Annotated in this window: 19 protein-coding genes; 5 read left to right on the forward strand and 14 right to left on the reverse strand. The window is 45.8% G+C overall.

Features of this window, described 5'->3' with window-relative positions; translation table 11 throughout:
• Window positions 1-134: 134 nt before the first annotated feature.
• The 5 genes from OCV56_RS15475 to rhtB form a co-directional block, all read right to left on the reverse strand.
• Window positions 135-626, reverse strand: a complete 492-nt coding sequence (locus OCV56_RS15475; protein WP_086713421.1) for a cyclin-dependent kinase inhibitor 3 family protein — start codon at window positions 624-626, stop codon at window positions 135-137.
• A 25-nt stretch (window positions 627-651) separates the two neighbouring features.
• Window positions 652-1,653 (reverse strand): ArsJ-associated glyceraldehyde-3-phosphate dehydrogenase, encoded by a 1,002-nt coding sequence (locus tag OCV56_RS15480; protein ID WP_086713420.1) that lies wholly within the window; start codon window positions 1,651-1,653, stop codon window positions 652-654.
• Window positions 1,654-1,826: 173 nt separating this feature from the next.
• Window positions 1,827-2,168 (reverse strand): ArsR/SmtB family transcription factor, encoded by a 342-nt coding sequence (locus OCV56_RS15485; protein ID WP_086713419.1) that lies wholly within the window; start codon window positions 2,166-2,168, stop codon window positions 1,827-1,829.
• A 99-nt stretch (window positions 2,169-2,267) separates the two neighbouring features.
• Window positions 2,268-3,488: an EAL and HDOD domain-containing protein gene (locus OCV56_RS15490; RefSeq protein WP_086713418.1), complete on the reverse strand. Its 1,221-nt coding sequence runs from the start codon at window positions 3,486-3,488 to the stop codon at window positions 2,268-2,270.
• Between the two features lie 45 nt (window positions 3,489-3,533).
• Window positions 3,534-4,151 carry a homoserine/homoserine lactone efflux protein gene (gene rhtB, locus OCV56_RS15495; protein WP_086713417.1) on the reverse strand — a complete coding sequence of 206 codons (618 nt, stop codon included), beginning with the start codon at window positions 4,149-4,151 and terminating at the stop codon, window positions 3,534-3,536.
• An 81-nt stretch (window positions 4,152-4,232) separates the two neighbouring features.
• Here rhtB and OCV56_RS15500 point away from each other — a divergent pair, with 81 nt between their 5' ends.
• Both OCV56_RS15500 and OCV56_RS15505 read left to right on the forward strand, forming a co-directional pair.
• The gene (locus OCV56_RS15500) at window positions 4,233-5,213 is read left to right on the forward strand and encodes an alpha/beta fold hydrolase (RefSeq protein ID WP_086713416.1); all 981 of its coding nucleotides are present in this window, start codon (window positions 4,233-4,235) and stop codon (window positions 5,211-5,213) included.
• A gap of 186 nt (window positions 5,214-5,399) precedes the next feature.
• The gene (locus OCV56_RS15505; RefSeq protein WP_086713415.1) at window positions 5,400-6,227 is read left to right on the forward strand and encodes a Cof-type HAD-IIB family hydrolase; all 828 of its coding nucleotides are present in this window, start codon (window positions 5,400-5,402) and stop codon (window positions 6,225-6,227) included.
• Between the two features lie 73 nt (window positions 6,228-6,300).
• Here OCV56_RS15505 and OCV56_RS15510 read toward each other — a convergent pair whose 3' ends face one another.
• Complete coding sequence (locus tag OCV56_RS15510) at window positions 6,301-6,768, reverse strand: EVE domain-containing protein (RefSeq protein WP_004740480.1); 468 nt, start codon at window positions 6,766-6,768, stop codon at window positions 6,301-6,303.
• Between the two features lie 39 nt (window positions 6,769-6,807).
• Here OCV56_RS15510 and OCV56_RS15515 point away from each other — a divergent pair, with 39 nt between their 5' ends.
• Together OCV56_RS15515 and OCV56_RS15520 are read left to right on the forward strand one after the other, a co-directional pair.
• Window positions 6,808-8,352, forward strand: a complete 1,545-nt coding sequence (locus OCV56_RS15515; protein WP_086713414.1) for a COG3650 family protein — start codon at window positions 6,808-6,810, stop codon at window positions 8,350-8,352.
• A gap of 2 nt (window positions 8,353-8,354) precedes the next feature.
• Window positions 8,355-8,951 (forward strand): tRNA-uridine aminocarboxypropyltransferase, encoded by a 597-nt coding sequence (locus OCV56_RS15520; protein WP_086713413.1) that lies wholly within the window; start codon window positions 8,355-8,357, stop codon window positions 8,949-8,951.
• A gap of 188 nt (window positions 8,952-9,139) precedes the next feature.
• Here OCV56_RS15520 and OCV56_RS15525 read toward each other — a convergent pair whose 3' ends face one another.
• The 8 genes from OCV56_RS15525 to lptM form a co-directional block, all read right to left on the reverse strand.
• Window positions 9,140-11,620 carry a bifunctional diguanylate cyclase/phosphodiesterase gene (locus OCV56_RS15525; RefSeq protein ID WP_086713412.1) on the reverse strand — a complete coding sequence of 827 codons (2,481 nt, stop codon included), beginning with the start codon at window positions 11,618-11,620 and terminating at the stop codon, window positions 9,140-9,142.
• Window positions 11,621-11,812: 192 nt separating this feature from the next.
• Complete coding sequence (locus OCV56_RS15530; RefSeq protein ID WP_086713411.1) at window positions 11,813-14,311, reverse strand: bifunctional diguanylate cyclase/phosphodiesterase; 2,499 nt, start codon at window positions 14,309-14,311, stop codon at window positions 11,813-11,815.
• A 168-nt stretch (window positions 14,312-14,479) separates the two neighbouring features.
• Window positions 14,480-15,196 carry a 5-amino-6-(5-phospho-D-ribitylamino)uracil phosphatase YigB gene (gene yigB, locus OCV56_RS15535; protein ID WP_086713410.1) on the reverse strand — a complete coding sequence of 239 codons (717 nt, stop codon included), beginning with the start codon at window positions 15,194-15,196 and terminating at the stop codon, window positions 14,480-14,482.
• A gap of 15 nt (window positions 15,197-15,211) precedes the next feature.
• Window positions 15,212-16,144, reverse strand: coding sequence for a tyrosine recombinase XerC (gene xerC / locus OCV56_RS15540; RefSeq protein ID WP_086713409.1), 933 nt, complete (start codon window positions 16,142-16,144; stop codon window positions 15,212-15,214).
• The gene (locus tag OCV56_RS15545; protein ID WP_086713408.1) at window positions 16,113-16,811 is read right to left on the reverse strand and encodes a DUF484 family protein; all 699 of its coding nucleotides are present in this window, start codon (window positions 16,809-16,811) and stop codon (window positions 16,113-16,115) included. Before OCV56_RS15545 ends, xerC begins: the two co-directional genes overlap by 32 nt.
• Before the next feature lie 44 nt (window positions 16,812-16,855).
• Window positions 16,856-17,686 carry a diaminopimelate epimerase gene (gene dapF, locus OCV56_RS15550; protein WP_086713407.1) on the reverse strand — a complete coding sequence of 277 codons (831 nt, stop codon included), beginning with the start codon at window positions 17,684-17,686 and terminating at the stop codon, window positions 16,856-16,858.
• 11 nt (window positions 17,687-17,697) lie between these two features.
• Window positions 17,698-18,951, reverse strand: coding sequence for a diaminopimelate decarboxylase (gene lysA, locus OCV56_RS15555; protein WP_086713406.1), 1,254 nt, complete (start codon window positions 18,949-18,951; stop codon window positions 17,698-17,700).
• Window positions 18,952-18,993: 42 nt separating this feature from the next.
• On the reverse strand, window positions 18,994-19,110 hold the full coding sequence (gene lptM, locus OCV56_RS26210) for an LPS translocon maturation chaperone LptM (RefSeq protein ID WP_063524726.1): 117 nt from the start codon (window positions 19,108-19,110) through the stop codon (window positions 18,994-18,996).
• Between the two features lie 75 nt (window positions 19,111-19,185).
• Between lptM and cyaY the strand changes: the two genes are divergently transcribed.
• The gene (gene cyaY / locus OCV56_RS15565) at window positions 19,186-19,500 is read left to right on the forward strand and encodes an iron donor protein CyaY (protein ID WP_048658898.1); all 315 of its coding nucleotides are present in this window, start codon (window positions 19,186-19,188) and stop codon (window positions 19,498-19,500) included.
• The last annotated feature ends 14 nt before the right edge of the window (window positions 19,501-19,514 follow it).

Raw genomic sequence — 19,514 nt, forward strand, 5'->3', positions numbered from 1 at the left:
CCGCTTAACTTATACTCAAAATAATTGGAGTTGCAGCTAGGCAACAAGCAAGTTCAGCCCTATGAGCATAGGTGTTCTATGTGATTAGGGTGAACTTGCGCAGTTAACAACGCTGCAGGTTCAAGTATGAAGAGCTACGCAGAAGCTACGCCATTGATATACTCAACCTGGATAGGTTTAGTGAAAGCACCTGGACGAAGCGCTTGAACTTCTTGAACGATCTTGTCGAGGTCCCAGCCTTTTTCTAACAGCAGGTGAGCCGCGAACAAACCTGTACGGCCTGAACCGCCCATACAATGCATAGCGACTTTCGCACCGCTATCAACGATTTTATGTAGCTCAGGGCTTGCCGCAGACCATTTCGCTGCAAACTCAGCACCCGGTGCACAGTCGTCTTCGATTTCGATTTGGAACCACTGCATGCCTAGTGCACGTGCTTTCTCACCAAGTGCTGCCACGTCTTTGCTTGCAAGCTCTGCATCATCAAGCGCAGTCACGATCGCTTCAACGCCCTGCTCTTTAAGTTGTGCCAGAGATGCATCAAGATCAGCGTCTTTAGTACCTGGGCATGGAGTCAGAATCAGCGCGCCTTGCTCAAGGTCTAGTTGCCATGTTGGATGTGTCATAGTGTTATCTCCTAAGTGCTCAGGTTTATGCTAAACCAACAGTACGAACTAGCTCAGCGGTACGTGTCGCGTAACCCATTTCGTTGTCGTACCAAGCGTAGATCTTAACCATGCGCTTACCGACCAACATAGTTGATAGTGCATCTACGATGGTTGAACGTTGGTCACCTTTGTAGTCGATAGACACCAATGGACGCTCTTCAAAGCCAAGAATGCCTTTCAATTCATTCTCAGACGCTTCTTTCAGCATCGCGTTCACTTCTTCTGCCGTCGTGTCTTGCTTCACTTCGAAGATGATATCAGTCAGAGACGCGTTCGCTAGTGGTACACGAACCGCGTGGCCGTTGATGCGGTTTTCGAGCTCAGGGAAGATCTCAACAATCGCCTTCGCAGAACCTGTCGTGGTTGGGATTAGGCTCATACCACAAGCACGTGCACGACGTAGGTCTTTATGTGGCGCATCTAGAATAGTCTGCGTGTTAGTTAGATCGTGAATCGTTGTGAAGGATGCATTCTCAATACCAAGCTTCTCGTTGATCACTTTAACCACAGGTGCAATACAGTTAGTAGTACAAGACGCGGCAGTCACGATCTTATGTACTGCTGGGTCGAAGATGTTGTCGTTTACACCAACCACGATGTTTGCGATGTCTTCTTCTTTCACTGGCGCCGATACCACAACGCGCTTCACGCCCTGCTCTAGGTACTTGTTTAGGAAAGAAGTCTTACGGTGAACACCTGTCGCTTCAATCACAACATCACAACCAGACCAATCGATCGCATCAATGTCGCGCTCTTTGGTCGTTTTGATGCGCTGACCATTTATGATCATCTCATCGCCTTCAGTTGTTACTTCATGGTGCCAGCGACCTTGAACTGAATCGAACTCAAGAAGGTGTGCAAGCGTTGCTGTATCGCCAGCTACATCGTTAATCTGTACAAACTCTAGCTCTTCCCAATCGAAAGCTGCGCGAAGTGCTAGACGGCCGATACGGCCAAAACCATTAATACCTACTTTGACTGTCATGTTCTTTTCTCTCAGTTAGTTGCCTTCATATTTGAAGCAGCAGCGTTGTTGACTGCATTCACTTCCCGGATCGCCGGCCGCCCTAGTCACATAGGAAACCTATGCTCATAGGGAGAAGTTCACTTGTCGCCTAGCTGCAACTTCAACTATCTTGGCAATAAATTTTTATAGATTTAAACGCAACATTGAGGGCGTGAAGTCATCGCTTCTAGGCGCTCAATGTCTTGTTGGTATTCAGTTTTCAAACAGTTCGATGCGATAAGGTCATCAATTAACTTTAGCATCCAACCCGGTAAATCATTGGCAAGGCGATAGAACACCCATTGCCCTTGGCGAACGTCAGTCAAAATGCCGCTTGAACGCAGCTGCGCAAGGTGGCGTGATACCTTTGGCTGACTTTCTTGCAATGCCTGAGTCAACTCACCAACTGAAAGGCACTCTTGGCGCACAATCAACATTAAGCAACGCACTCGCGTTTCATCAGACAGTAATTTAAAAAATTGGTGAGGAAGCATAAATACATACTCATATATGGATATGCGTATATATTAGTTATAAAAAAACGCACGTCAAGGCGTGCGTTTCAATTGTCATAAAAGTTTAACGAAGAAACATCAGAGCTTGTTGGTCACGGTATGACTCCAACGACGAGCTTCTGTGAGCTCCGTTTTTACCTGATCCACGCTTAATCCTAAATCAGCGCAATGCGCATCAATCTGTTGCCAATCGGCATGTTCAAAGCTCTCTTCAAGCGCGAGCAAGGTACCATATGGCCCCTCTCTACGAAGCAGAGCCACCTTAATACTTTTACACAAAGGCAGTTGCTCCACGAGATTCTCTAACGACAAGTCAAGCAGTGCATCCAACAACGAGAATAAGCCAATCATAAAGGCTTGCTCGGTATGCCCTTCAAATGCCTGATAACGAGACATACGCTGGCAGAACTGTGCACGCTGCAAAGACAAACCGTACAGCTCTTTTGGCTTTTTATCAGAGACGTAAGACGCCACCGCCAACGAAACAAACATTTTCAGCTTCTCTTGCCCCAAGTAAACCAAAGCCTGACGGAATGACGAGATGGTCACCTCAAGACGAGGCGACATGGTGTTCACAAAGCGCAACAGCTTATAAGACAAGGCGACATCTTTCGCGACGATGCTTTCGACACGTTGGAAGTCGACATCCGGCTTACAGACCTCTTGAAATAGCTCCATCGCAATCACTTGCTCTGGGCTAATATACTTAGTCTTGATAATTTCCGGCTTGCTAAAGAAATAGCCTTGGAAGAACTTAAAGCCCGCCTCTTTGGCTTGCTGGAATTCTTGTTCGGTTTCGACTCGTTCAGCAAGAAAGCTAAATTTCTTCCCTTGATGCGCCCTAACCAAATCACACGCTTCATCTAAGCCCATCTGCATGATATCGAGCTTAACAATATGCGTATATCTGAGGAAACGTTCCCATTCTGGAGTCGAAGTAAAGTCATCAAGGGCGATCATGTAACCCGCTTGGTAGAGCTCTTTAACAGCTTCTAATAACTCGTCGGTCGGCTGGCAGGTTTCAAGGATCTCGACCACGACCTTGTCTTTCGGCAAACTCAAAGGCAGCCGACGAATCAGGCTTTGATACGGGAAGTTAATAAAGCAGCGTGAAGAAGGGATCGAAGGGTTAAGCCCGACCGACAAGAAGTTCTCAACAATCAGACGATACGTTGCTCTGTTAGACTCAATATGCGCTGGATAAGCATTCCTTTCTCCGTCGCGAAACAACAGCTCATAACCAAGCGTGTTCTTCTTACGGTTTAAGATAGGTTGTCGAGCAACGTAGGTAGCGGTCATTTCTTGATAACTCTAATTCGTTTAACTATAACTCTATTGCTTTCACTAGGCTTTGGCGGCAGCCAGCAATGCGCCGCAACCCATGAACATACCACCAAAGATTTTATTTATCTTACCCATTATACGATCTGAACGAATAAAACGTCCCATTTGTGAAGCTAATGAGGTGTAGACCAACATAACAACGCTATCAATAAATACCGTTGTCACGCCCAGCACTAACAGTTGCGGTGCTTGCGGTTGTGTTGGGTCGATGAATTGAGGGAACAGAGCCACCAAAAACACAATAGATTTTGGGTTGGTAAGGTTAATAAGCACTGCATTTCTTAGCAGCTTGCCACTCGATAGCGTCGAGTTTTCTTGTGAAGCAACTAAGCTAGAGTTGTCACGCCACTTTTGAATACCCAACCAAAGAAGGTACACCACGCCCACCCATTTGATGATGGTGAATGCCAAAGCGGATTGAGCGACTAATGCACCAATACCTGCGCCCACCAGCATGATGTGAAATGCAAGACCAAGCTGTAAGCCTGCGATCGACGTGAGTGACTTTTTAGTGCCATAGCTTAGTCCATTACTGATTGAGTTAACGGTACCTGAGCCCGGAGCCAGACTAAACAAAATCGCCGTGACGACATAAGCAAGCCAAACATGAGTATCCATTTGCATTTCCTTACTAGTTCTTTAATCTAACAACATTAGTAGCAATAAAGCTCTCAAACGCATCAGTTCAGGTGATTTCCCATGGAAAACCACAGCGGCGCCCCGTTTTCGTACACGCAAGAACCTCAGTTCGAGCAAGCGATTAAACACCCGATCCCCACTCTTTGGCAACAACGAAAAGAGGGGTATATAACATCATCCGGTAAAAAGAAGCTGTACTGGTGTAGCCTTACTTCACCGGGTCATACCAAGGTGATTGTTATTTCAAATGGCCGCATCGAGTGCTGCCAAAAATACCAAGAACTTTTTTATGATTTTTATCAACAAGGCTATGACGTTTATTCATTTGACCATCAAGGTCAAGGCCAGTCAGAGCGTATGGTAACAGACTCTGACATTGGTCACATTCATGAGTTTGATGATTATGCATCTGACATGTCTGACGTCATTGCCAGTTTCGATCTCAGTAAGTATTCCAATCGCTACCTGCTCGCGCATTCAATGGGCAGCACCATAGCCACTCGCTACCTACAAACTCATCCAGAGCACCCATTTGATAAGGTGACTCTGTGCGCTCCGATGTTTGGTATCAATACAGAGTGGTATCTGAAACCTATCGCGATGATCGTTGGGCAAGTACTCACCGCTTTTCATTCCAAGCCGACTTTCGCGCCTGGGCAGCAAGCATATTACTCGAAGCCTTTTGAAAACAACTTGCTGAGCCACAGTAAGGTTCGTTACCAATGGTTCCGCCGTTTGTATGACGAGTCACCCTCTTTGCAGGTGGGTGGACCAAGCACGCGCTGGGTGTGGCAAGGGTTAATGGCAGCCAAGCAAGCGGTTCAACAAACTCGTCAAATCAAGATCCCTCTGCTATTGATTCAAGCTGGGGAAGATAGGATTGTCAGTAATAGTGCCCAAGTGAAATTCATTTCTAAGCTGAAAAGAACGAACTCTGAGTGCCAGTTTAAGCTGATTGAAGGTTCTAGGCATGAGCTGTTGTTTGAGCAAGATAAATACCGCAATCAAACGCTGGATGCGATCAATCAGTTCTTTGCTTAGTGCTAATACGTGAAGCAAGCAACCTAGCAACAAGATAAGCACTAAAGAGGAAGAAAAGTAAGTGAGCTTTGCCCTCTTTTCTTGCATGAATTTGGCATACAATTTCTGCTTAGAGATATTGTAGTTAACACGACTATAGCGCTGACTAGCGTCAATATTGGTTAAGTATTTTGCAATGAGGGTTAAATGAGTATTCCTGCACTAAAAGATTCCGTGAAAATTGTTGCTTCTGATTTAGATGGTACGCTTTTGGCTCCCAACCATCAGCTAAGCGACTTTACCAAGCTAACGCTTAAGAAATTACACGACCAAGGTTATACCTTCATCTTCGCTACGGGTCGTCACCACGTCGATGTGGCGGGTATTCGTCAGATTGCGGGCATTCCGGCGTACATGATCACTTCAAACGGTGCACGTGTGCATGACCAGAACGATCAGCTGATGTATAGCCAGAACGTGCCTCAGGAACTCGTTCAACCGGTTATTGATATTGTTCGCCAAGATCCAAATATCTTCATCCACATGTACCAAAATGAAGATTGGCTACTAGACCGTGAAGATGAAATGTTGGCTAAATTCCACAGCGAATCTGGCTTTAGCTACAAGCGCTTTGAAGCTGACAACGCTCCAAATAAAGGCATTGCGAAAGTCTTCTTCACACATCCAGAGCAAGATCATGAATATCTCGTCACGTTTGAACAAAAGTTAAGAGATGCTTTTGGCGACAAGTTGAACATCGCTTTTTCAACTCCTTGGTGTTTAGAAGTAATGGCCGCAGAAGTATCTAAAGGCTATGCCTTAGACGCTGTTGCGAAATCTCTGAACCTAACGCTGGATAACTGTGTTGCTTTTGGTGATGGTATGAATGACGCTGAGATGCTAGCTATGGCAGGTAAAGGGCTAATCATGGGCACATCACATGAGAAAGTGATGAAAGCTCTGCCAGACAATGAAGTAATTGGCAGCAATGCAGATGATGCCGTTGCTCACTACTTAGAAAAACACCTACTCTAAGCAGTCCCAATAAAACATAAAGGCAGCCAATGGCTGCCTTTTTTGAACCTTACGCTAAAAGCTTCCTCTAAGGTTAGCGAGAACCGAGTACTTCTTTACTTAAGATGGCCTGCCACTCCTGCTCAGTAACAGGCATGATGGATAAGCGATTACCACGCTTCACCAATGGCATTTCTGATAGCTCTGGCATAGCTTTCAATGTTGCTAAGGGAATCAAGCGCTCAGTCACTCGTACAAACTCGACATCCACCATAATCCAGCGAGGGTTATCAGGTGAAGATTTAGGATCGTAGTAATCACTCTCAGGATCGAATTGAAAATGATCTGGGTAGGCTTCTCTGGTTACTTTTGCGATCCCCGCTACGCCCACTTTTTTACATGATGAGTGGTATATCATCACTAGGTCGCCAAGCTTGACCTCATCACGCATCATGTTTCGAGCTTGATAGTTACGAACTCCCTCCCAACAAGAGGTTTTTTGTACTCTCAGCGTCTGAATAGAAAAAGTGTCGGGTTCTGTTTTAAATAACCAATATGCCATAATAAATCCAATTAACGGTTGCTCCGAGGAAGATATAACATGAAGGTAATGAAAAACCCAGTGACATGGCTAGCCGCATTCGCGCTACAAGGCTGTGTAACCGCTCCAGAAACACCGCAACAACCTGAAGTTCCACCAGCAACCTTAGATGAACCCCTGAGCATTCAACCGCAAACCTTCATCATGCGCGGTCAAGTTGTGGTAGGCCATGAAAGCCGCACGTTTACCCCTTGTGGTAGCCAACAACAATACTGGTTAGATATGTCCCCTGAGCTAGCGCTAGAAGCACAAGGGCTAGCAGCCAGACCTTATCAAGCTCTGTATGGCGAACTGATTGGCCACCTTACAGTGCCTAGCCAAACCGGCTACAACGCTGATTTCACGGCACGTTTCGTGGTTGATCAAGTCAATATCCTCACTGCAGAGAACCCTGACCGTTGTGACCAGCCCTTGCGCTCTACTCGTGTGTTCGGCAATGAACCATTCTGGTCGGCGACCTTTGATAAAGACCAACTGACCTACACCAAGATGGGAGAAGCGCCTCAGGCTCTCAACATCGAATCAAGCCGCACCACACCAAGCAGTCGTGATTACCAACTAGAAGGTCAATCAACCCAAGGCGAGCTAAACCTTAAGAAAGAGAGTTGTAGCGATGGCATGAGCGACTCTATCTATGGTTGGGAGGCGAAACTCAACCTTAATGACAGCAAGTACAGCGGCTGTGCCACTGTCTCTAACCAAGATCCTACGCTGGACTGGAGCGGACTCTACTTCGCGAGCTCAACGCAAAATTCTGGGTTCTCTATCAACCTAGAGCTCAATGATGACCACAGCGCAATCACCACTTATTCGTATAGCAATGGCGATCCTTCTATTGTTGAACAAGGCTTCTGGCAGCAACTCAACCAAAATCAGGTCCAAGTAGTAATGACTCGCCACCAGCAGCAATACCTGATCTCCGAGCGCATCTTCACACTTGATAACGGTAAGCTGGTCGCTGAAAAAGAGAAAGTCGGCAACGTTGTCTATCCGATTGCCAATGGCGGCCTGGTGTTATTCGAAGCTAAAAGTTCGCAAGCACAACTAAACACTACGACGGATGTTGATCTAACCGCAAAGCAGGTAAACTCCAGTGATCAACTTGATCCAAAAGTAGACCAAGCGATCCGCGAGTATTTTAAGATCAACAACAGCTCGCCTGATGATACCAAATACCGCTGGCTAACTTACGACCTCAACGGTGACGGTAAAGAAGAGCTGTTTGCTCAGCTCGATTGGTGTGGCTCAGGTGGTTGCACACTGCTGATTTTCGAGAACCACCAAGACACATGGCGCTTCAATAGCCGAGTGACACTGGTTAAGGGCGACATACGCTTAGGTAAATTGCAAAACCACGGCTGGCAGGATCTGATCTTCAATGTTAGCGGCGGTGGTGCAACACCGGCAAAGCACACACTGTCATACTCTGGTGTCAGCTACCCACTAAATCCAAGTGTCGCTCCGGTTGCAGATGATGCTGATATCAGCGATGTTGTTTTGTTTGCTGATGGTATCTCACCCGCACAAAGTGGAGTGAAGCTGTAAACATGAGTAACCAACAAGCTTGCCCTGGTTGTGGCTTCACTCACCAATGTATTTGTCATCTGATACCGAGTGTTGAAAGCCGAATAGATCTAGTACTGCTCACTCATGAGAATGAACTGTCGCGCGATACCAATACCGGAAAGCTGCTTCAGAAATCCCTTCAACAGTGTCAGCCCGTTGTATGGCAAAGGAAAACACCACCAGCAGAGCTAATTGCACTGCTTGAAGATGAAACACGACAACCTTTTCTGTTGTTCCCAAGTGATAAAAGCATCGAGTGTCAGCAAGCTGTGACAACCAAAGCCCAGAGTCGAAAACCACTATTCATTATCTTAGATGGCACATGGCAAGAAGCGAAGAAGATGCTTAACAAAAGCTCGTGGTTACAAGCCGTTCCACAAGTTCACCTCGACATAACCTGTGAATCTTCATACACCTTGCGCCGAAATCAAGACAGCGGCCACTTGTGTACTTGTGAAGTAGGCATCGAGTTACTCAAGTCTTTAGGTGAGGTTGAACCTGCCAAACTCATTGATGACTACTACCAACATTATCTAAAAGTCTTCCACGCCGATAAGTGTGGGCACGCTCTCAAATAGACCAAGTAAGAGCGCGGGAAGATAATCAATATATACCGAAAACAAAAAGGGTGAGCCATAAGCTCACCCTTTTCAATCTAACTTTAATCTATTGAACCAATTGGTGTTTCACGTGAAACGTCCACTCCACTGACCCACTAAAAGGCATTTAGTTTCTTCGAAAACACTTCGCCATATAACTCGCCCTATCAGAACAGACGCTGAGGTTTACCAAAGTAATACCCTTGTAGGTAGTCCACCCCCATATCCTCAGCAATGCGACACACCTGCTCGTTATGAACAAACTCAGCCACTGTCTTAGCATTCAGAATCTGACATAAGCTTACCAGCTGCTGAGCGATCTTACGTTGCTTTTTATCTTTATCGATATTGCGAATCAAACTGCCATCAAGCTTTATCACCTGTGGCTCTAACTTCAATATCTCATCAATATTCGAATAGCCCGAACCAAAGTCATCGACAATAATATTCACACCCAGATCGCGGAAGTGATTGCACACCTCAATCAAGCGACCGTAATCTTGAATTTGTTCCGTTTCCAACACCTCTAAGCCAATACGTTGTGGGTGACTGATTTTTTTGATGGCTTGCTCAAGATGAAGAATGGTTTTCTCATTACTGAAATCTTGTGGTGCCAAATTAATTGAGAACGAATCGGTTCGCTGACTCATAAAATCAAAAGTGCGCGTTATCATCTGACGACTCAGGCGTGTATAGAGATGTGTTCCTTCAATAATTGGCAGGAACTTACCTGGCGCAATCAACTGACCATCCTCTTCAATTCGAACCAAGCATTCGTAGCTCTCTACCTGATGACTATGCGCCGAAACAATAGGTTGAGAACACGCCACAATATTCTGATTGAGTACGGCACGGCTAACACACGACAGCCAGCCGAGCTGCTCTTGGCGGTGCTTCTCCAATTGAATGAGCGTCTTGGCACTCACCAAGTGTTTGTTCTGGCTGACGGCGCTACGCCTCGCATCAATCGCCTTCAACAATAAGTCATCTATCGAGGTCGTAGGGAAATCTCGACGGCTGGCAATACCCGCGCAGATAGACACCGACAGGTAATCAATGTCAGGTAAGCCAGTAGGCTCGAAATTGACATGCTCAGTTTGATCGGAAAATTCCGAGAATCGCTGATGAATATGTTCTTGGCTCGACCAGCTATCAAACACTACCGCCCACTCTCCAATACCGATACTGTAGAGCTGGCATCCCTCGTCAAAGAACCGCCACAGAGCCTTTTGAAAGTACTCACTTAAATCATACAGAAGCTTATCACCCACCCGATAGCCATACTTCTCATTAATCTGACCAAAGGTCGTTACCTTCAAAGCTAACAAGTGGCTATTACCGCTCATTTTAGATAGCTTCTCACGCAACACACTTCGATTGGGTAAACCAGTTCGATGATCAATTCGGTAGCTCGCCGTCAATGCGGTGGCTTGCTGCTGAATCTTACTCGCCATGCTGTTGTTCATATCATCAACATCAAGCAGTGCATTTCGGATCAATGAAAACAGAGGGGATATGTTGGTCGCGGGTTGTGTCTCTAATGGCAATGCAACCTTCCCCTCGCCTTCTCTCAATGCGAGGTAAGTGAGGCTATGGTGCAAGATACGTTGTTGGCCATTCTCTTGATAGAGCTCTCCCATACAGTACGCTCCATAGGTGTCCGCCAATGTTTGGAAAGCCTCTACTTCTTGGTTGCCATCAATAAAGTCAATACGAGAGGTGCAGTTATAGATGAAGAACTGTTCCGGCTTATGAAAGGCAATCTGTTGAACGCCTAGTCGGACTTGCTCCAAGGTCAATGAAGGGTGGTCATAACAAAACCGAACCTCGTCACCTACTTGGAACTGACCGCTGAACTCTATTTCTCCACAGTCCGTTATCTTGAGCGGTAAATGAATGTTTTGCGCTTTCGGGTCACCAACCATCAAAGGGAAATTATGCAATTGCTCGAAAGGTACTTCGAGCCCATCAGCGAGATAACGATTATAGAGTTCACGAACGGGCATACCATCTAACTCAACTAACCGATTATCTTGAGCACCAGTCACTCGGAAAGTTCGCCCGATAGGGTTCCATTCCGTGTAGTAACCCTTTGTGATTGCAAGCTCAACACTGTGCAGCGCCAACATCACATAAGCATTTTCATAGCAGATACCATCAAGCATCACCCACCGGCCATTATTTGTGATGGTCGATGCGCCGCCACAGATAGGCAATGAATATCTCGATTGCTCAAATGCGGCAAACAGTGCTCGGTCATTTATCTGCAGGCGATCAGCAAAGCAGATGATGCTTTGAGTACTCTCGTGACATTCAAGCTGCTGCCACATCGCTTGGCTGTCAGCTTGTGGTTGTTCGCTGTATTCCACAACGCCACAGGTGTAAGACGTCGCATCAAAGCGAGTGACAATGAGGTAGAGACCTTGATGGAGAATAACACCTTGGCTGATGTAGTGGTTAGCACTACAACCAATCAGTTTGGCATTAGGGAAAGTCGATTGAATCACTTGGCAGGCAGCCAAAACCGCACCTTTCTCGAAAGACGAAAACACCTGAATCAGTAGCTTTTCCTGTTGATGAAAATCTATCTTTTCCAATTCACGTTGGGTTTGTTCTATGTCTTGTATCAGGAGAGAGGTCGACTGCATATTCACATTAATCGTTGCGTTAATGATTTGTTATTGTGCTTATTATAGATAAGGCTTGCACGGAATATTTACGATCGTCTTATGAATAATGTGAGGTTAGTTAGACATCACTCATTCCACCAAAAAGCGGTCATTAATGGCGGCTGAGCACTTTTGTATCCAGTAGCTTTAGAATACTGATAGCTTTAACAGCTAAAACAGTCGCTTAGGCTCACCAAAGTAGTAACCCTGCAGATAATCGACACCCATTTGCTCTGCTATCTCACAAACTTGTTGGTTGTGGACAAATTCAGCGACCGTTTTGGCATTGAACACTTGGCATAAGCGAACCAACTGAGAGGCGATATTTCTTTGTTTTTGGTCTTTATCGATATTACGAATCAAGCTCCCGTCGAGCTTAATGATCTGCGGCTCAAGCTTGATGATTTCATCGATATTGGAATAACCAGAGCCAAAATCATCAACAATAATTCTCGCTCCAAGCGATCGAAAATGGTCACACACCTCAATCATGCGGCCATAATCTTTAATCTGTTCTGACTCCAAAACTTCTAGGCCAAGTCGCGTAGGGTCGTTCATACCACTGATCGCAGTCTCAAGAACCTCAAGCGTCTTATCGCTCAGCAAGTCTTGTGGCGATAGATTAATAGAAAACGAACTCTGTTTATCCGCCATGTAGCCGATTGTGCTCTTAATCATGTGGCGACTAAGGCGCGTGTAGAGATGGGTATCAGCAATGATAGGTAAGAACTTTCCTGGTGGTACAATGGTGCCGTCCGACTCCATGATTCTGACCAAGCACTCTTGGCCAATCATTTCATGCGTACCCGATTCCACAATCGGCTGTGAGTAGGTGATGATGTTCTGATCTAAAATCGCACGACTCACACAGCTCAACCAACCGAGTTGCTCTTTGCGGTCCTCTTCGCTCACCTGAATGTCTTTTGCATTGGTGATATGGGTATTGTTACGCACCCCATAGCGTCGAGCTTCGATCGCTTTCAATAAGATCTCGTCACCACTGTCGGTTAAGAAGTCGCAACGACTGGCAAAACCGCCACACAGAGAAACTGACAGGTAATCAATATCAGCCAAACCGTACGGCTCAAAATTAATATGTTCGATGTCATCTGCGAACTCAACGAACCCTTCTTTTATTTTCGCGCTACCAACACTGGCGTTAAAAATAATCGCCCACTCTCCGACACCAATACTGAATAATTCGACTTTCACACGAGGCTCTTTCACGACACGAAGCTGCAACCGCTCGATAAAATGATTAGACAGATCAAGCAATAACTGATCGCCCACTTGATAGCCATACTTCTCGTTAACTTGATGGAAATTAGTCAGCTTTAAAGTCAGTAAATGTTCACTAAAAAGAATCGTATTGAGACGCTCCTTCAATACGATACGGTTCGGCAAGCCGGTACGCGAGTCAATGCGGTAGCTTTCGGTTAAGCGACGCGCTTGTTGATGGAGTTTTGTCTCCATCTGAGTATTCATACTGTCGAGATCAGCAACTGAATTTCTGACAAGGTTAAGCAATGGCGATACTGTTGAGGCACACTGAAAATCTTCACAACGAAACTCTTTAATCTCGTCAGACTCGCGCATGGCGATATAAGTCAGGCTATGGTGCAGTATTTCTTGGCGGCCTTCATTGCGGTGTAGCTCACCCATGCAGTAAGCACCGCATGTATTCACTATCCCTTCAAATGGCTTGAGCTCAAGTTTACTATCGATAAACTCAAGTCGAGATACACAGTTATAGATGATCACCGATTCAGGCTGATGCATGGCAAGCATCTCGGCACCGTGACGCACCTTTTCAGCGCTCAAAGAGGGATGGTTATAACAAAACTGAGCCTCTTCACCGACATGCCAAGGGCTATCAAACTCGATACTGCCGTCATCATTAATACGTAAAGGCGTCGAAATACCCTTCTTTCTGCCAAGCTCTCGATAAAGCGGAAAGCTCATCAGCTGACTAAAGGGAAGGTCTTTACCATCCGCAAGGTAATGTTTGAACACCTCTATAGCGGGCTTGTCATTCAACGCATATAAGCGGTTTCCGACTGCATGTGTTACTCGTAGCTTCATCCCAATTGGGTTCCACTCAGAGTACGCATCCGACCAAACCTTCAATCTTGGGTTGGTCAGAGCCACCGCAACACAGGCGTGCTGGTAGGTTTGATCGTTATGCATAACCCAACGACCAAATTCATTCTCATGACACAGTCCACCAGCAATCGGCAGTGCATAAGGCAAATTCTCAAAAGCGCTATAGATAGGGTAATCACGTCCTTCAACCTGATCGCACAAACTGATGACCGTTTTGGTGCTCTCTGTAAGGCCTAATTGAAAAGCTAAATCTTGGCTGTCTTGATTGGGATTTCCAGAAAAAAGCTGAATCGCAGAGGTTAAATGGGTTTCGTTGAACTCACTGATGATGACTAAGGTACATGCGCTTTCAAGGCAATTATCACAGATAACATGACGAGCACTCTGACCGATCAGCGTCGCATTGTTTAAACGGTCGAGGGCAACACCCGCGATTTGACGAGCAAGATCTGAAGATTGAGCAGAGAAGATTTGAATAAGGTATTGTTTGCTGTTACACCATTCTCGCTGATCAAATTGAGATCTAAATAACGCCTCAGTATTCGCGAGAAATGTAAATGTCTGCATGCCAACCCTTGTTCAAAATCGAGTGAAGTAACAACCTGCAACCACTGCTATGACTGAAATGAATCGATAAAAAGTAGTCGCCAATTATCCTAGCCTAAACAGGCTTTTATAGGCGACCAATGTAACAATTCAATATCATAAATGCGACACAATAAGCTTACCGAGCCATTAAATTAGTCGCATAAGATCACTAAGTTGGTCTATTTCAACATCAGGGAGCACACTCGCCTTCGAGGAGAGGTATAAATTGGAACCAATGTCATTAAACCAGCACGCTTGGAAGCCATTTTGCTTGGCTCCATAGACATCCGTTTTGAGGTGGTCACCAACATGAAGAATATTCTCAGCGTCGCAATCTAGGTGTTGCTGAGCTTTTTCAAACATATCTGGGTAAGGTTTAGCTCTGCCATCAGGACCGGCTTTAAGAATTAACTGAAAGTACTGCCCTAAGCCTATTTTATGTGGGTCAACATTGCCATTGGTAATCGCAACGAGAGGAATGCGCTGGCTAAGCTCTGCCATCACTCGATGTGTTTCTTGAGGAACGTCGACTTGATTGCGCAGCCATAAGGCATGTTCGATACCTTCACGAGCCGCCTGCTCTGCTTGCTGCTGTGAATAACCCAACTGCAGTAAACCGACCTTTATCTGAGTCTCACGCCACACGGTGACATCGTGCTTTAGCATTGGATTATCAGATGCGACCTGCTGCTTGATGCCCTGCCACTCTTCGAGTGATAAAGAAGCCGACACAGGATGCTTTTGATAAAGCCACTGCGCCATCTCTTTCTCAACCTTCATGATCACAGGCCAGTTGTCGTACAAGGTGTCATCCAAGTCAAAGGTCATGGCTTTGATCGGCTTTAAGCCTCGATAAATTCGCATAGTAAAACCTTAAATCTAATCTTTATTCTTCTTACGAGCTCTCGGGTGGGCCTGATCATAAGCTTGTGCTAAGTGTTGGAAATCTAAGTGAGTATACACTTGCGTAGTCGAGATGTTTTCATGCCCAAGCAACTCTTGAACTGCACGAAGGTTTTGACTCGACTCTAGCACATGCGTTGCAAAGGAGTGACGCAGTTTATGTGGGCTGATATGGCTCGCGACTGATTGCTTCTTGCCCCACTCTTCCATGCGCTTTTGCACGCTACGATGAGAGATACGAGTCCCGAGCTTAGAGACAAACAACGCGGTTTCACCCGGTGAAGCCAATTCACCACGAACTTTAAGCCATTTATCGACCCACTCCTTAGCTAAACCAGAAAAAGGCGCTTTGCGTTCTTTGTCGCCTTTACCAATCACTCGGATTTCGCCTTGTCGACCTAGCACATCTTTAAGATTGATACCGACCAGTTCTGCTAGTCGTAATCCAGCACCATACATCACTTCCATCATCGCCCGGTCACGAATCGACAGTGGGTCGTCCTCATTCACATCAAGCAGTTGACCCACTTCATCAACATCGAGGTTTTTAGGCAAAGGACGTTGTTTGCGAGGTGCAGAGACACCTTTAGCAGGGTTAGCGGTCATTTCGCCACGCAACACAAGAAAATCAAAGAAGCTGCGTAGTGAAGATAAGCGGGTTGCAATGCTACTCGCCTTCATTCCCTCACGCATGCCTTTACTGGCAAGTTGTCGTACCCACGCCGCATCAACTTGCCCCCAATCCTTTAGCCCTAGAGTGACTAAATGACCGGCCATGGTTTCAAGTTGTTGTTTGTAATTACGTTGGGTGTGTAGGCTGAGTCCCTTCTCGCTTCTGAGATATTCATAGAAGCGAGAAAGTGGCTTTTGAAGACTGTTAGGAAGAGGTCTTTTGGGCTCTAGGCTCATTATTTATCTGCCAAGGTAAGGTGTCCGCCAAATGAGCAACAACAAGCGCTAAATGGCGTAAAAAGAGCGTATCCATATGGGGTTGGAAATGACCGCCATCTTCGCTAGAAAAGGCGAGCAAGCCCAATGGAGACTGCTTAGCAAGCGGAAGTACTACATAAGAGCCTAGCTCTGGAACTGGAAAATCACCAAACAAATCATGTCTGTCGGCTTTTCTCAAGCGCCCAAGATAAGCATCTTTGCCATTAAAATGGTTAAGTGAAAACTTAGAGTAACCCTCAGCACTCAGCTGATAAAAACCCGATTGTGAAAGAACTCGAACATGAGCCTTAAGCCCAAGATCTAACGCTTTTTGTTCAACGGCTTTTATCACCTGCATGAAATCACTGCATTTCAGCACCTGCGCTTGCAGATCCATAAACTCATAGAAGGTTTTATCGTTATTTGCTGCCAATGACATCAATCCTGTGATCTCTTCTTCGAGCTCTTCGATTCGATGACGCTGGCGTTTAAGCTGAACTTCAACCAGAGAAACAGCGCCCTGCTCAACATTATTGATAGCAAGGCGATCAACCAAATCTTTTCGGTCTTGGAAAAAATCTGGGTTATCACGTAAATATTCCGCGACCACTTCTGCGGTGAGTGCGTCGGCTTCAACGTAAGACAAAACCTATCCTTTATTTTTATGAATCTATTTATTTTGGGTCGTTATTAGCAAGAAAGTTGACCATCAAACACATGCGTTGCAGGGCCAGTCATAAACAAAGGTTTACCCGGACCTTGCCAGCTAATGTGTAAGTCACCACCAGGTAGGCGAACTTTCACATTCTCAGCCAGTAAGCCTTGATTAATGCCAACGGCAACTGCGCCACACGCACCGCTGCCACACGCCTGAGTTTCACCCGCACCGCGCTCGTAAACACGCAAGCGAACTTCTTCACGGTTAACGACCTGCATAAAGCCAGCATTAACACGCTCAGGGAAACGTTCGTGTGATTCAAGTAACGGGCCTAAGGTATCCACATCGGCCGTGTCGACATCATCCACCACAGTAACCACATGTGGGTTACCCATGCTTACCGCACCGCAGAACAAGGTGTGTACATCCGTTCTTAGGATATACGTCTTCTCTGGTTGCTTCGCCTTGAATGGAATCTTGCCCGGTTCGAACTCAGGAATGCCCATGTTCACCGTAATCAGGTCATTCTCTTCAATCTTGAGAACCATTTTACCTTTCTTGGTGCTGACGTTGATGCTGTACTTATTCGTTAAGCCTTTCATGCGAACGAATCGTGCAAAACAACGAGCGCCATTGCCACACTGCTCCACTTCACTGCCATCCGCATTGAATATGCGGTAATGGAAGTCAGTTTCTGGATCATAGGGAGCCTCGACTACAAGTAGCTGATCAAAGCCCACGCCAGTGTGACGATCCGCCAAACGACGGATCAAATCTGGAGAAAAGAAAATATTTTGAGTAATGCAGTCCACGACCATGAAATCATTGCCCAAACCATGCATTTTAGAAAAGTGGAAGTGCATAACGCTTAAAATTACTCCGGAAGAATGTTTTCAAGTTCCCACAGACTCGTAAGCTCTTCACGCTGACGAACCAAATGAGTTTTATCGCCATCCACCATCACTTCAGCCGCACGCGAACGAGTGTTGTAGTTAGATGACATCGCGAAGCCATAAGCCCCCGCAGAACGAACCGCTAACAGATCACCTTCTTCAAGAACAAGGTCACGATCTTTACCTAGGAAATCCCCTGTCTCACAGATTGGGCCAACCAAATCGTAAGTCACGGCTTCACCCTGACGAGGGCTCACAGGAACAATATCCTGCCAAGCTTGGTAAAGTGCCGGGCGCATTAGGTCGTTCATCGCTGCATCGATGATGGCAAAGTTCTTATGCTCTGTTGGCTTGAGGAACTCGACTTTCGTTAATAATACACCAGCGTTAGCAGCAATCGCTCTTCCAGGCTCGAAAATCAGCTCTAGATCAGAATGATTCTCTAGGCGAGCCAATAAGGCTTTTGCGTAGTCAGAAGGCTGTGGTGGTAATTCATCACGATAAACCACACCTAAGCCGCCACCAACATCAAGGTGTTTGATGGTGATACCATCAGCACGTAGTTGGTCGATCAAAGCAAGCAAGCGGTCAGTCGCATCAATAAAAGGTTCGATGTCTGTTAGCTGAGAGCCAATATGACAATCAATACCATGAATAGACAGATTCTCGAGTGTTTGTGCAAAGGCATAAACGGCAGGTGCACGATCGAAGGCAATACCAAATTTGTTATCACGCAGACCAGTCGATATATAAGGGTGAGTGTTAGCATCAACATCTGGGTTGATACGCAGTGAAATCGGCGCCTTAACACCAAGCTCACCAGCTACTTTATTCAGTCGCTCTAGTTCTGGCTCAGACTCTACGTTGAAACACTTAATGTTTAACTCAAGCGCGCGTTTCATTTCAGCGGCTGTTTTGCCGACACCAGAGAATACAACTTTTGCCGGATCGCCACCTGCAGCCACAACACGCTCTAGCTCACCACCAGAAACGATATCAAAGCCAGACCCCAAACGCGCTAAGGTATTCAATACACCAAGGTTTGAGTTAGCTTTAACGGCGTAACACACTAGATGCGGATGCTCACCAACCGATGAGTCAAATGCGTTCCAGTGACGTTCTAATGTTGCACGAGAATATACATACAGCGGTGTACCATATTGTTCTGCAAGTTGTGAAAGTGCGACGTCCTCAGCCCAAAGCTGGCCATCTTCCTGATAGTTGAAGTAATCCAAAGTTCTTATCCCTTATAAATAACGATTTCTGCGTGTTTTCACTTATTGTGATTGTTCAGTCTGTTGAACTTCATCAGGATCGTACAAAGGACCCGTTTGACCACAACCAGAAAGTCCAATAACGGACAACATAAATAGAGCAGTAATTAATTTTTTCATTTTGCATATCGTGATTATTAACTCAATGCCCCCTATAATCGCACCACACTCAGGAAAAGCAATAGGATAGAAAGGATGAACGAGACTGAATTTCATCAACTGGTCGATATACAGATGCAAAACATCGAAGAAGCGATCGATGAATCAGAGGCAGATATTGATTACGAAGTGACAGGTAACGTGATGACGCTGGAGTTTGAGAACCGCAGCCAAATTATCATCAACCGCCAAGAACCAATGAAAGAAATCTGGTTAGCGTCTAAATCTGGTGGCTTTCACTTCAAACTAGTTGACGACAAGTGGACATGTTCAAAGACGGGCATGGAGCTGTTTGAGATGGTTAAAGAAGAATGCGTAAAGCATGCAGGTGAAGAGATCGATTGGGTCTAATCATTTGTAAGCAA

Source organism: Vibrio gigantis, from assembly GCF_024347515.1.
In the GTDB taxonomy this organism is placed as follows: domain Bacteria; phylum Pseudomonadota; class Gammaproteobacteria; order Enterobacterales; family Vibrionaceae; genus Vibrio; species Vibrio gigantis.

Excerpts from the sequence above, each read along its gene's own strand:
- OCV56_RS15520 (WP_086713413.1), top strand. The coding sequence starts at position 8,355 with ATGAGTAACCAACAAGCTTGCCCTGGTTGTGGCTTCACTCACCAATGT.
- OCV56_RS15485 (WP_086713419.1), bottom strand. The coding sequence starts at position 2,168 with ATGCTTCCTCACCAATTTTTTAAATTACTGTCTGATGAAACGCGAGTG.
- cyaY (WP_048658898.1), top strand. The coding sequence starts at position 19,186 with ATGAACGAGACTGAATTTCATCAACTGGTCGATATACAGATGCAAAAC.
- OCV56_RS15510 (WP_004740480.1), bottom strand. The coding sequence starts at position 6,768 with ATGGCATATTGGTTATTTAAAACAGAACCCGACACTTTTTCTATTCAG.
- OCV56_RS15530 (WP_086713411.1), bottom strand. The coding sequence starts at position 14,311 with ATGCAGACATTTACATTTCTCGCGAATACTGAGGCGTTATTTAGATCT.
- OCV56_RS15480 (WP_086713420.1), bottom strand. The coding sequence starts at position 1,653 with ATGACAGTCAAAGTAGGTATTAATGGTTTTGGCCGTATCGGCCGTCTA.
- OCV56_RS15515 (WP_086713414.1), top strand. The coding sequence starts at position 6,808 with ATGAAGGTAATGAAAAACCCAGTGACATGGCTAGCCGCATTCGCGCTA.
- OCV56_RS15525 (WP_086713412.1), bottom strand. The coding sequence starts at position 11,620 with ATGCAGTCGACCTCTCTCCTGATACAAGACATAGAACAAACCCAACGT.
- OCV56_RS15475 (WP_086713421.1), bottom strand. The coding sequence starts at position 626 with ATGACACATCCAACATGGCAACTAGACCTTGAGCAAGGCGCGCTGATT.
- lptM (WP_063524726.1), bottom strand. The coding sequence starts at position 19,110 with ATGAAAAAATTAATTACTGCTCTATTTATGTTGTCCGTTATTGGACTT.
- rhtB (WP_086713417.1), bottom strand. The coding sequence starts at position 4,151 with ATGGATACTCATGTTTGGCTTGCTTATGTCGTCACGGCGATTTTGTTT.
- OCV56_RS15500 (WP_086713416.1), top strand. The coding sequence starts at position 4,233 with ATGGAAAACCACAGCGGCGCCCCGTTTTCGTACACGCAAGAACCTCAG.
- xerC (WP_086713409.1), bottom strand. The coding sequence starts at position 16,144 with ATGAGCCTAGAGCCCAAAAGACCTCTTCCTAACAGTCTTCAAAAGCCA.
- OCV56_RS15490 (WP_086713418.1), bottom strand. The coding sequence starts at position 3,488 with ATGACCGCTACCTACGTTGCTCGACAACCTATCTTAAACCGTAAGAAG.
- OCV56_RS15505 (WP_086713415.1), top strand. The coding sequence starts at position 5,400 with ATGAGTATTCCTGCACTAAAAGATTCCGTGAAAATTGTTGCTTCTGAT.
- dapF (WP_086713407.1), bottom strand. The coding sequence starts at position 17,686 with ATGCACTTCCACTTTTCTAAAATGCATGGTTTGGGCAATGATTTCATG.
- yigB (WP_086713410.1), bottom strand. The coding sequence starts at position 15,196 with ATGCGAATTTATCGAGGCTTAAAGCCGATCAAAGCCATGACCTTTGAC.